The organism is Paraburkholderia steynii, assembly GCF_900100565.1.
Taxonomy (GTDB): Bacteria; Pseudomonadota; Gammaproteobacteria; order Burkholderiales; family Burkholderiaceae; genus Paraburkholderia; species Paraburkholderia terrae.
The window spans coordinates 172,714-184,139 of record NZ_FNDI01000011.1 but is presented as its reverse complement, the minus strand read 5'-3'; the positions used below and the strand labels follow the sequence as shown (position 1 = coordinate 184,139).

The window sequence follows — 11,426 nt, the reverse complement described above, 5'->3', positions numbered from 1 at the left end:
AGCCGCTTTCTTTTGCCTACTTTTCTTTGCGGCGGCAAAGAAAAGTAGGTGCCGCCCCGCACAGGGGCGACGCGTGAAGCACGCTAACGAAGCGCGGATGCCAGCGCAAACACAAGCAAACCACCCACAGCGTCGGCAGACAAAAAAATCACTTCATCTGCACAGACCCTGAAACATTAACCGTCACGGTAGACGTCCCACCTTCAACAGGCACAGGCGCCGCCGCCTTGGCGCTAACATCCGACCGCATGCTCATCATCATGACAGGCCGCGGCGGCACGCCGCCACTATGCCCGACATTCACTTCGCGAATCGTATAGCCGCTATACCCAAAAGCCTGCGCAGCCGCCGTAGCCTGCTGCTTGAACGATGCAATCGCCTGCCCCGTCAGTTTCTGCCCGGCAGCGCGCTCTGCCTCCGGCGACAGTGAAAACTGCACATTCCCTACCTGCATGATCGAAGACAATTGCCCCGCGAGCTTCGATGCCGCCGCGAAGTCGTGTGACTCCAGCACAACCTCCGTGCGGCCGCGCCATGCAGAAATACGCCCATCGCGATCCGTCGACGGATAGATCGAGAACGAACCGGTGCGCGCCGTCACGCCGCTCACGCCCTTGGCCTTCTGTAGCGCCTGGTCGGCATGCTGGTTCAACGTGCCCGTCAGCGACGATGGATCGCTGGCTTCCTGTTCGTAGAACAGCGTGATATCGACGACGTCCTGCGGCACATCGGTGCTCGCCTGCGCGTTCAGCGACAGCACGCCGGCCGGCTGATACTGCTGCACAACGGTTTGCGCATGGGCCGCGACGGACGTGAGCGCGAGTGCAACAGGCGCCGCGCAGGCACCGGCCGCGAGCGCCCATACGAGCGCGGATTTTTTGGTCATTGTTCGACTCCTTCGTTGAGCAGGTTATGCATGCATGCGTCGAGAGCCGCGTCGCCAGACGCAGTTGCGCGGCGCGCGTGGCATGACGCTTGCGAGGCGGTTAGGCGTCTGAAAGGGTCGTCTGGTTCCCGAGTGAATACTCGAATGTCACGCGAACTTACGTATTCACCACGTGTTCATGCAGCGCGCTTCGCAAGCTGCTTCGTAATGAACGCCCATTCCGCCTCCGTAACGGGCGTGATCGACAGACGGTTGCCCTTCGCGAGCACGCGCATGTCGGCAAGCTCGGGATGCTCGCGCAACGTCGCCAGCGGGATCAGCTTGATTTTCTTCTTGAACACGACATCGACGAGCGTCCAGCGCGGCGTTTCCTGCGTCGACTTCTCGTCGTAGTACGGGCTCTTCGGATCGAACTGGGTAGGGTCAGGGTAGGGCGTCGACGATACTTCGGCGATGCCCGCAATGCCCGGCTCAGGGCAACTGGAGTGATAGAACAGCACGCCGTCGCCCGTCTTCATGATGTCGCGCATGAAGTTGCGCGCCTGATAGTTGCGCACGCCCGTCCAGGGCAGCGTGCGTTGCGGGGCATTCGCGAGATCGTCGATGCTCGCTTCGTCCGGTTCGGACTTCATCAGCCAGTAGCGCATGAGTCGGATTGAACGTGAAGTAGAAGGAAGTCTTCGTTGAACAGTCGGGTTCAAACGGTTTGCAACGCGGTGCTCGCCAACCAACGCAAAGCGCACGCCCAAAGAAAAACGGCATCGGATAAAGTCCGATGCCGTTCGTATAGGTCCCCGCCTTAGCCGCTAGGCCGGCATCCTGAACCTGAGGTTCAGAATTGGTCGCAGTTAGCAGCACTTCGGGTACATCAGACAGAGTGACGCGCACACCCGTGCTACAAATTTCCGCAACCGTGCATATAGCATTGGTTCAAGGAATATATGACCTTGGCGAACCAGGCAGGGAAGCTTAAAAACGTTTGCTCCACAACATGGGCCCGACCGCAAAACAATCAAGCCCAACAAAATTTTCTTTACTGCACGCTGCTGTACTGTTGGATCACAGTGCCAAGCTGCTCATTCATCTGGTGCATTGTACGCCGGATTTCTTCGGCGGGAAATGATTCTCCGTGTCGCACGCTGGCTTGCAGCCTAAGCAGTTCCGATGCCAGCGACAACGCCGCCATCACGGCGATACGATCCTGGCCGCGCACGTTGCTGTTCGAGCGGATCTTCGACATCTCGGCATCGACACGGGCCACGGCTTCGAGCAGCGCCGCTTCCGTTTCCGCCGAGCAGGCGAGACGATAGGGCTGGCCGAGGATCGACACTTCGATCTGCTTCGTGGTCATGCGTTTTCTCCGTGGCGGGTCGCGTCGTGGTTCGCGTCGTGATTGGCCTGCGCCTGCTGCTCGGGCGCGAGGAGATCGAGTTGATTGTCGGGCTCGTGACCGCGAGCGCGCGGCAGCTTCTCGAGGATGGCATTCAGACGTACTTGCGCGTCGTCGATCTTCGCGGACAGCGCATCGCGCTCCGCTTGCAATGCGGCGCGTTCTTCGCGAGTCTGTTCGAGTTCTACGCGGGTCGCTTCGCATTCGGCGCGCGCTTGTGCGAGCTGTTCTTCGAGTGCGAGGCGCGCTTCGTTGTAGCGTTGGCTGATCTCGATCAGCCGACCGATGTTCTGTGACAGTGTTTCGAGTTCGGTGAGCATGTGCTGCGTCCTCTAAAGACATGGCATTCTAGCGCGGAATGTCGCACGCTCGGACATTTGTCTCGTTTCAGGACGTAACAGTAGCGCTTTAACGCGGCATTATCCAGGTGTCTTGTCGCGATTCACGCATTTTTACCCTTGAAAAAGGGACTCTTTTAACAGTCCACCGTCATCGTCCCTGTGACCACCTCGCGTTTCTTGACGCGTGTGTACGTCACTTCTACACTTGCGGCACTCTGGTGCCCGCGCGCGGTATCGCGCCGCGCGCAGTTAAACGGGAAGCAGGGAGCGAAGTCCGCCCGGACGAGCCAACCTGCGCTGTCCTCGCAACGGTACAACGACCGCAGTTCCTGCAGGTCGACCCATGCACGCGTCGAGCCATCCATAGAGCCGATGCCGTGCGAAGCGCCACTGCGCATGATGCGTGGGAAGGCGGGTCGGCCAGTCGTCAGCCCGGATACCGGCCGGAGGCAAGGAACGTGTCGCTCCTTGTACAGGCATCGGCCCACGAGGAGCGGGCCGCGCACAGGCCCACAGGACTCTTTCGATGCTCACCTCCGTGTTTGTCCACCCGGCGTATCTGCGCCAGGTGTTTCCGCGCCCGCTGTGTCCACACTTCAGACGCGCGCCGCTTGCTGCGGTCGCCGTGATTGCCTTTGCTTCAGCCCCGCTCGCCGCAAGCGCGCAGACGGCCGACGAGGCGAATCCATCCGCCACATCCACGGATCGATCGGACAACGGCTCGACCGATACTTCGTCAAACACAATCCCCACGACTTTGTCACCCATCGTCGTCACGGCCGACCGTCGTGCGCAGCGACTCGCCGACGCGATTCCGCAGACCACGCTGTTCGATCCGCAGGACATCGCGGACAACAGCGCGCGCGACTTGCCGGGGCTGCTGCAGTTCGCGCCTGGCGCGCAGGTCGTGCGCAACGGCGGGCCGGGTGCGACGTCGAGTCTGTTTCTGCGCGGCGCGTCGTCGACACAGTCGCTCGTGCTGATCGACGGCGTGCGCGTCGATTCGGTGAGCCAGGGCAACGCGCAACTCGAACAGATTCCGCTCGACCAGATCGATCACGTCGAAGTGGTCAACGGCAACGTGTCGGCACTGTACGGCTCGGGCGCGATCGGCGGCGTGGTGCAGGTGTTCACGAAGGACGGCGGCAATCATCCGCCGCGTTTTCACTTCGACGTCGAGTACGGCAGCTATCACACGCAACGCCAGGCGGCGGGCGTCGACGGTGCGCTCGACAAGGACGGCCGCACGACCTTCAGCGTCACGCTCGCGCGCGCGAAGACGGACGGCTTTTCGTCGATCGACCCGGCGCTCGCGCCCGTCAATCCGAACGCGAACGGTTATTTCAACGAGAGCGTGAGCGCGTCGCTGCGCCACAAGCTCAACGACCAGTGGGACATCGGCCTGCGCTACTTCCAGTCGAACGGCAACGACAGCTTCGACAATCCCTTCGGCCTGCCCACCGATCTCAACAACCTGCACAGCAAGGTACAGACGGCTTCAGCCTTCGCGAACGGCAAGCTCACCGACTGGTGGACGACGCGCTTCGTCGTCGCGACGGGCAACGATCGCAGCAACACGTCGCTCAATGGCGACTATCTGTACCGCTACGATTCGGACAACCGGCAGTACACGTGGCAGAACGACTTCACGTTTGCGCGCGATCAAAAGCTTCAATTGGGCTACGAGCATCTCGACCAGACACTCGACTCGAATCAGTACAGCGCGCCCGCGCGTCACGTGAACTCGGGGTTCGCGGGCTACACGGGGCGCTTCGGCAACAGCCAGATCCAGGCGAACCTGCGGCGCGACCAGTACTCGGATTTCGGCGGAGCCAACAGTTACTATCTGGGCTATGGCTACGACTTCAACGAGCACTGGAAGGTGACTGCAAGCTGGTCCGATGCGTTTCGCGCGCCGAGCTTCAACGATCTGTACTACCCGTACAGCGGCAATCCGCTCATTCAACCGGAGCACAGCCATTCTGTCGAAGCCGCATTGCAGTACGCATCCGATGCGCTCGGCCTGATGAAGCTCACGGCATTCCAGACGCGTTATACGAACCTGATCGACTATGTGCAGACCACGCCGGGCATCTACGTCGCGGAGAACGTGGGGCATGCGAAAGTGCAGGGCATCGAAGGATCGTGGCAGGGTCACGTCGGCAGGACCGACGTGCGCGCGGCCCTAACGTTCCAGAATCCCGTCGATGAAGACACGCATACCGATCTGAACCGTCGCGCACGTCATTTCGCGTCGTTCGCCGCGAACCGCAATATCGGCACCTGGCGTGTAGGCGGCGAATGGCTCCTGAGCGGCGAACGCGATGATAGCGGCACGGCGCTCGGCGGTTATGGCATCGTGAACCTGTCCGCGCGCTACAACCTCACGAAGGCGTGGTACGTGGCCGCGCAAATCCAGAATCTCTTCGACAAGGACTATGAACTCGCCTACACGTACAACACGCCAAGGCGCGGCGCCTATATCACGCTCGGCTGGCAGCAGCAGTGACGCGCGATGAGCGGACTCGTGCAACGTCAGCCGCAACATCAGCCGATCCGGGTCGCGCGAGGCATGAGCGCGAAACGCGCGCTCGCCATCTGGACGGCGCTCGGCATCGCGGCGCTCGCGGTCTTCGTGGCGTCGCTTGCACTCGGAAGCGTGAGCGTCGCGCCGTCGCGCGTGCTCGACGCGTTGCTGCCGTCGGCTGACGTATCGTCCGATCTCGCCACGCAGATCGTTCGCACGCTGCGCCTGCCGCGCGCGCTCGCCGGCTTCGGTTGCGGCGCATTGCTTGCGCTTGCAGGCGCGTTGCTTCAGGTGCTGCTGCGCAATCCGCTGGCCGAGCCGTACGTGCTCGGCGTGTCGGGCGGCGCGGCGAGCTTTGCGCTCGTCGCGATGATCGCGGGCTGCGCGTGGTGGATCGTCGATGCATCGGCGTTCGCCGGCGCATTCGTGTCGATCCTGCTGGTGCTCGGTCTTGCACGCGGCGCGCTGTGGCGCGGCGAGCCGCAGGACGCATCGCCGCGTCTGCTGCTGACGGGCGCGGTGATCGCAGCGGGGTGGGGCGCCATCATCACGTTGCTGTTGACGGTCGCACCCGACAGCCGCTTGCGCGGCATGCTGTTCTGGCTGACAGGCGATCTGAACGGTGGCGGCATGCCGTGGCTCGCGCTCGCTGCGCTGTGCATCGCGTTGCTCGCGATCGTACCCATCGCGCCGCAACTCAATGTACTGCTGCGCGGTGACGCCGCGGCGCAAGCGCTCGGCGTTCCTGTGATGCGCGCGCGGCTGCGCGTCTACCTGGTCGCATCGCTCGCCGCTGCCGCTGCTGTGACGACGGGCGGCACGATCGGCTTTGTCGGGCTCGTCGTGCCGCACATGCTGCGTCTCGCGTTCGGCAACGATCAGCGGATGCTGCTGCCCGCAGCGGCGCTCGGCGGCGGCGTTGCCGTGATGGGGGCCGATCTGATCGCGCGTACGGTGATCGCGCCCGCGCAGTTACCCGTCGGCGTGATCACCGCGTTGATCGGCGTGCCCGTGTTCCTGTGGATGCTGCTTCGACGGAGGCGCACATGAATGCACCCATGAACGCACGCTCAAGCGCCGATACCACGCTGCACGCAGACCAACTGACCTTGCGCGCCGGTTCGCGCACCTTGCTCGATGCCTTCACGCACACGTTCTATCCGAGCGAAGTCTGGTGCATCGCCGGGCCAAACGGCGCGGGCAAGACGACGCTCATCTCGACGCTCGCGGGTCTCATGCGTCCAGCGAAAGGGCACATCGAACTGGACGGAATGCATGTGAACGCATGGCCGCTCGCGCGCCTCGCGCAGCGCCGTGCGTTGATGCCGCAAACATCGCACGATGCATTCAATGCAAGCGTACTCGACATCGTGCTGCTAAACCGTTTTCCGCATCTGGCCGGCTGGGGTTGGGAGCGAGACGAGGATCACGCAGCCGCGCATGCGGCGCTCGATGCGCTCGGTCTCGCGGACTTCGCTTCGCGCGACGTGCTGTCGCTGTCGGGTGGCGAGCGGCAGCGTGTCGCGCTGGCGGCCGTGCTATGCCAGGACGCGCCGCTGCTGCTGCTCGACGAGCCGCTCGCGCATCTGGATCTGCATCATCAGATCGACTGCCTCGAAGCGTTGAGCGCATGGACCCGCGGCGCCGGGCGTACAGTGATGTTCTCGTGCCACGATCTGAATCTCGCGCGGCGTTTCGCGACGCACGCGCTGCTGCTCGAAGGCAACGGCATCGCGCATGCGGGACCCGCGCGCGACGTGCTGACGCCCGAACTCGCCAGCCGCGCATTCGGCTATCCGCTCGTACTGATCCGCGACGGCGACGATGAAGCGCTGATTCCGGCGCTGCGCGCAGCGACTCGCAACTGAACACGCATGAACCGAACTCTTCACGCAAACACGAACATGACCACATCGCATTCCCTGCCTATCGTCGAGCCGCTCGACCAGACATTGCGCGCCGAGCTGCAACGCATCATCGACCTGAAGACCAAGCCGCCCGGCAGTCTCGGCCAGCTCGAGGCGCTCGCGCGTCAGATGGGCATGATCCAGCGCAGCACGCAGCCCACTGTCACACGTCCCGCGATCATCGTCTTCGCCGCCGATCACGGCATTGCGAACGCGGGCGTGAGTCCGTATCCGCAAGCGGTGACGGCGCAGATGGTGCTCAACTTTCTCGCTGGCGGCGCGGCGATCAATGCGTTCAGCCGCGTTGCGGGCCTCGAACTCGAAGTGGTGAATGCGGGCGTCGCGCATGAGTTCGCGCCGCACGAGAAGCTCGTCGATATCCCCGTTGCGCGTGGCACGCGCAACTTCGCGCAAGAGCCCGCGATGACGCGCGACGAAGCGCTCGCCGCGATGCGCGCGGGCGCGGACCGTGTGCGTCATCACGCGGCGTTCGGCACCAACGTGATCGGCTTCGGCGAAATGGGCATTGCGAATACGTCGTCGGCTGCGTGTTTGATGAGCCGCCTGTGCGGCGTGCCTATCGACGATTGCGTTGGGCGCGGCACAGGTCTCGACAACGCCGGCCTCGTAAAGAAGCGCAACGTGCTGGCGGCGGCGCTTGCGTATCACCCGGCATCGAATGATCCGCTCGATGTGCTCGCAACCTTCGGCGGCTTCGAAATCGCGATGATGGCGGGCGCGTATCTCGCAGCGGCACAGGCACGCATGACGATCGTCGTCGACGGCTTCATCGCGACCTCCGCGCTGCTGGTGGCCGACGCGTTCGCGCCTGCAGTGCGCGATTACTGCGTGTTTGCCCATGCGTCGAACGAAGCGGGTCATCGCCGCATGCTCGATCACTTCGGCGCGGTGCCGCTGCTCGCGCTCGACCTGCGGCTGGGCGAAGGAACGGGCGCGGCGCTTGCTATGCCTTTACTGCGCGCAGCCGCGGCGTTCGTCAACGAGATGGCGAGCTTCGAATCGGCCGGCGTCGCGCAACGCGATGCATGATGCGCGGCGCCTGCATCAATCCTGACGTTCGAAGCGAGAGAACTGTGATGAAAAAAATGCGTCGAACCAGCGATGAATGAACTGCGTTATTTCTTCACAGCGCTCGGCTACTTCACGCGTGTGCCCGTGCCGCGCTGGGTCGGTTACGAGCCGCACTATCTGAACGCGGCGGCGCGTTACTTTCCATTGATCGGCGCGCTGGTGGGCGCAGCGGGCGCAATCGTATACATGGCCGCGCTGCGCATCTTTCCACCGGGCGTCGCGGTGTTGCTGTCGATGGCAACGACGCTACTCATCACGGGCGCATTCCATGAAGACGGGCTGGCCGATTGCGTGGATGCGTTCGGCGGCGCCTATACACGCGACGATACGCTGCGGATCATGCATGACTCACGCATCGGCGCATTCGGCGCGATTGCGTTGATGGTCGCGCTTGCATTGAAGTGGCAAACGCTCGCCGCCTTGCCGCCGCTCTACGCGGCATGGCTGATGATCGCGGCGCATGCGGCGAGCCGCGCCTGTGCAATCAGCTATCTCGTGACGCTCGACTACGTGCGAGCGGAAGGCAAGGCCAAACCCGTTGCGCAGCGCATGTCACGCAATGCTTTTGGCTGCGCTATCTTTCTAGGTATGCCGTGGCTCTTCTGGCCGCAGTGGCGTGCCGGTTGCATCGCGCTGCTCGTGCTCGTCGTGTTGCGTTTCATGCTGGGCCGCTATTTCATCAGACGCATCGGCGGCTATACGGGCGATTGCCTTGGCTTTGCGCAGCAGATCTTCGAACTGGCCATCTACCTGGTGGGACTCGCATGGATATCGTTCTGATCCGACACCCGGCTGTTTCCGTACAAGAGGGCGTGTGCTATGGCCAGAGCGACGTCGCGCTCGCCGATCCGCCGGAAGCTTCGGCGGCTGCCGTCGCCGTGCGTCTTGCCACCTTGCAGGTGCCCGCGCCCCGCGTGCTGCTGTCGAGTCCGCTCACGCGCTGCGCAACGGTTGCGACCGCGCTCGCCGCGAACTTCGGGTGCGCGTATAGCGTCGACGATAGTCTGAAGGAAATGGACTTCGGCACGTGGGAGTTGCAACGCTGGGACGATATCGATCGCGCGTTGCTCGATGCGTGGGCTGAGGATTTCGAAGGCGCGCGCGCGCATGGCGGCGAAAGCGTCGAGCAGTTCGTGAGCCGCGTGCGCGCGTGGTTCGACGTATTTCAGCAGACCCGCGAATTGACGCCGGCGTATGTCGTCACGCATGCGGGCGTGATGCGCGTGATCGCGGCGACTGTGCTCGGGTTGCCCGTCGAACGCTGCCTGACATGGTCGATCGATATGGCGGGTTGCGTCTGGTTGCGCCGCGACGATACGAACTTGCAATGGTCGATCGTGCGCTGGAACGCGTGACGTCGTTCAGTGACCCGCGCGGCGCGAGCGCGCGACGTCGAGGTCTTCGCACAGTTGCGCCGCGCCTTGCGTGAGACGCGGCGCGGGGCGATTGATCAGATCGCCGTCGATCGCAAACAGGTTATTGCGCGCCACAGCCGTCATACCCGGCCATGCTTTCCATTTGTCGAGCGACGGCAACGGGCGGTCGGGCTGCGTCGCGCCGGGCGCGGCCGTGACGATCGCTTCGGGATTGGCGGCCAGCACCGCTTCCGTCGATACCGTCGGCACCAGTGGTTCGAGCTTCGCAAACACGTTGCGTCCGCCGCATAGCGCGATCACATCGCTGATCATGTGCTCGCCGTTGAGCGTCATCAACGGCTCGTCCCATACCTGATAGAACACGCTTACGACAGGCTGCGTCGAATAGCGCGTGCGCAAGCGCGCGATCTCGTCGCGATACGTGCGCGCCGCCGCGTCGGCGGATGACGATGTGCCGAGCAGCGTGCCGAGCTTCGTCAGCGATACGGCGATATCGTCGAGTCGATGCGGCTCGCTGAAGTAGAGCGGAATGTGCAGTTCGCGCAGGCGGTCGGTCTGCCGCTGCGCATTGCCATGCCGCCACACGACGATCAGATCGGGCTTCAACGCGACGATGCGTTCGAGATCGAGCGCCTTGTTGTCGCCGACGCGCGGCACCTGTTTCGCTGCGGGCGGATAGTCGCTGTACGCGACCGCGCCGACGAGCTTCGCGCCACCGCCCGCTGCGTAGATCATTTCCGTTGCGTGCGGCGCGAGACTGATCACGCGTTGAGCGGGCTGCGCGAGCGTGACGGTTGCGCCTGTGTCGTCGACGACGGTGATGGCCGCATGTGCGTGCGTTGTGATGGCGAGCGTGCAGGTTGCGGTCAGTGCGCGAAGTGATCGGGAAAGTCGCATCGTTCTTATAGCGCCGTCATCGCTTGATGCAGGCCGGTTTCAAGGCGAGTCCACTCGTTTTCTGTTGCAGGCAGGCCGAAGCGCACGCTCGCTGGATCGGCGAAGAAGCGTGTCCAGATGCCTTGCCTGGCGAGCGCATCGTGCAGTTGCACGGCGCGCGTGTCGGCGATCCATGCGAAGAGCGGCGTCGAATGCACGATGAAGTCGTGCGCCGACAGCAACGCGGCGAGACGGGCGCTTTCCTCTGCAAGCCGCGCGCGCATGTCGTGCTGCCATGTTGTATCAGCGAATGCGGCGCTGACGGCATGACGCGCAGGGCCGCTGACGGTCCATGCACCCAACGCTTGATCGAGTGATTCGAGCAGTGAAGGGCAGGCCAGCACAAAGCCCGCGCGCACGCCCGCGAGACCAAAGAACTTGCCGGGCGAGCGCAGCACGACGAGTCCTTCGCGATGCGTTTGCGCGGCGAGCGACTCGGACGGCATCGTATCGGCAAACGCTTCGTCGATGATCAGCGTGCCGCCGCGTTCGCTCAGCGTTTCATGCCATTGCAGCAGCGTCGCGGCGCGCAGATGTTCGGCCGTCGGATTGTTCGGATTGACGACGACGGCATGCGTGATGTCGTCGGGCAGGGTAGAACGTGTGACGTCGAGCGTCGTGATGCGATGCCCCGCGCGCGCAAACGCAGGCGCGTATTCGCCATACGTCAGCGGTGCGATGCCGACCGTTCCCTGTCGAAGCAGATGCGGCAGCGCGCGGATCGCCGCCTGGCTTCCCGCGACAGGCAACACGTGCGATGCGTCCGGCGCGCCGTAGTAACGTGCTGCGCGTTCGGCGAAACCGTCGCCATTGTCGGGCAGACGCCGCCATGCATCGGCTGGAACGGGCGGCACCGGATAGCCGTGCGGATTGATCCCCGTCGACAGATCGAGCCACGCGTCGTAAGGGATCTCATAGCGGCGCGCCGCTTCATGCAGATTGCCGCCGTGCTGAATGGTTCGGGTCATCGT

The 11,426-nt window shown here is 63.6% G+C and carries 12 protein-coding genes, 1 other RNA gene and 1 riboswitch; of the genes, 6 read left to right on the top strand and 7 right to left on the bottom strand.

What is annotated here, in order from left to right:
• Positions 1 to 148 precede the first annotated feature (148 nt).
• The 5 genes from BLT65_RS21040 to BLT65_RS21020 form a co-directional block, all read right to left on the bottom strand.
• Positions 149 to 886 carry an SIMPL domain-containing protein gene (locus tag BLT65_RS21040; RefSeq protein ID WP_091780502.1) on the bottom strand — a complete coding sequence of 246 codons (738 nt, stop codon included), beginning with the start codon at positions 884 to 886 and terminating at the stop codon, positions 149 to 151.
• Between the two features lie 176 nt (positions 887 to 1,062).
• Positions 1,063 to 1,533, bottom strand: coding sequence for an EVE domain-containing protein (locus BLT65_RS21035; protein ID WP_091780499.1), 471 nt, complete (start codon positions 1,531 to 1,533; stop codon positions 1,063 to 1,065).
• Positions 1,534 to 1,673: 140 nt separating this feature from the next.
• Positions 1,674 to 1,855: non-coding RNA, 6S RNA (ssrS, locus tag BLT65_RS21030), on the bottom strand.
• A gap of 64 nt (positions 1,856 to 1,919) precedes the next feature.
• Positions 1,920 to 2,237, bottom strand: a complete 318-nt coding sequence (locus BLT65_RS21025; protein ID WP_007588566.1) for a cell division protein ZapA — start codon at positions 2,235 to 2,237, stop codon at positions 1,920 to 1,922.
• Positions 2,234 to 2,596, bottom strand: coding sequence for a hypothetical protein (locus tag BLT65_RS21020; RefSeq protein WP_007588567.1), 363 nt, complete (start codon positions 2,594 to 2,596; stop codon positions 2,234 to 2,236). The genes BLT65_RS21025 and BLT65_RS21020 overlap by 4 nt, the downstream gene beginning before the upstream one ends.
• Before the next feature lie 220 nt (positions 2,597 to 2,816).
• Positions 2,817 to 3,079, top strand: a riboswitch (cobalamin riboswitch).
• A gap of 64 nt (positions 3,080 to 3,143) precedes the next feature.
• Between BLT65_RS21020 and BLT65_RS21015 the strand changes: the two genes are divergently transcribed.
• From BLT65_RS21015 to cobC, 6 genes are all read left to right on the top strand, one after another.
• Entirely contained in the window at positions 3,144 to 5,126 is a 1,983-nt protein-coding gene (locus BLT65_RS21015) for a TonB-dependent receptor domain-containing protein (RefSeq protein WP_091780496.1), read from the top strand.
• A gap of 6 nt (positions 5,127 to 5,132) precedes the next feature.
• Positions 5,133 to 6,194 carry a FecCD family ABC transporter permease gene (locus BLT65_RS21010; protein WP_091780494.1) on the top strand — a complete coding sequence of 354 codons (1,062 nt, stop codon included), beginning with the start codon at positions 5,133 to 5,135 and terminating at the stop codon, positions 6,192 to 6,194.
• On the top strand, positions 6,191 to 7,012 hold the full coding sequence (locus tag BLT65_RS47935) for an ABC transporter ATP-binding protein (protein ID WP_091780491.1): 822 nt from the start codon (positions 6,191 to 6,193) through the stop codon (positions 7,010 to 7,012). Before BLT65_RS21010 ends, BLT65_RS47935 begins: the two co-directional genes overlap by 4 nt.
• A gap of 36 nt (positions 7,013 to 7,048) precedes the next feature.
• Positions 7,049 to 8,101, top strand: coding sequence for a nicotinate-nucleotide--dimethylbenzimidazole phosphoribosyltransferase (cobT, locus tag BLT65_RS47930; RefSeq protein ID WP_091780488.1), 1,053 nt, complete (start codon positions 7,049 to 7,051; stop codon positions 8,099 to 8,101).
• A gap of 72 nt (positions 8,102 to 8,173) precedes the next feature.
• A complete protein-coding gene (locus tag BLT65_RS20995) occupies positions 8,174 to 8,923 on the top strand; it encodes an adenosylcobinamide-GDP ribazoletransferase (protein WP_042314850.1) in 750 nt (249 codons plus the stop codon).
• Positions 8,908 to 9,498 carry an alpha-ribazole phosphatase gene (cobC, locus tag BLT65_RS20990; RefSeq protein WP_091780485.1) on the top strand — a complete coding sequence of 197 codons (591 nt, stop codon included), beginning with the start codon at positions 8,908 to 8,910 and terminating at the stop codon, positions 9,496 to 9,498. The genes BLT65_RS20995 and cobC overlap by 16 nt, the downstream gene beginning before the upstream one ends.
• Before the next feature lie 6 nt (positions 9,499 to 9,504).
• On the opposite strand, the gene BLT65_RS20985 is transcribed toward cobC, so the two are convergent.
• Together BLT65_RS20985 and cobD are read right to left on the bottom strand one after the other, a co-directional pair.
• Complete coding sequence (locus BLT65_RS20985) at positions 9,505 to 10,416, bottom strand: cobalamin-binding protein (protein WP_091780482.1); 912 nt, start codon at positions 10,414 to 10,416, stop codon at positions 9,505 to 9,507.
• 5 nt (positions 10,417 to 10,421) lie between these two features.
• Complete coding sequence (gene cobD, locus BLT65_RS20980; RefSeq protein ID WP_091780479.1) at positions 10,422 to 11,423, bottom strand: threonine-phosphate decarboxylase CobD; 1,002 nt, start codon at positions 11,421 to 11,423, stop codon at positions 10,422 to 10,424.
• Between the last annotated feature and the right edge of the window lie 3 nt (positions 11,424 to 11,426).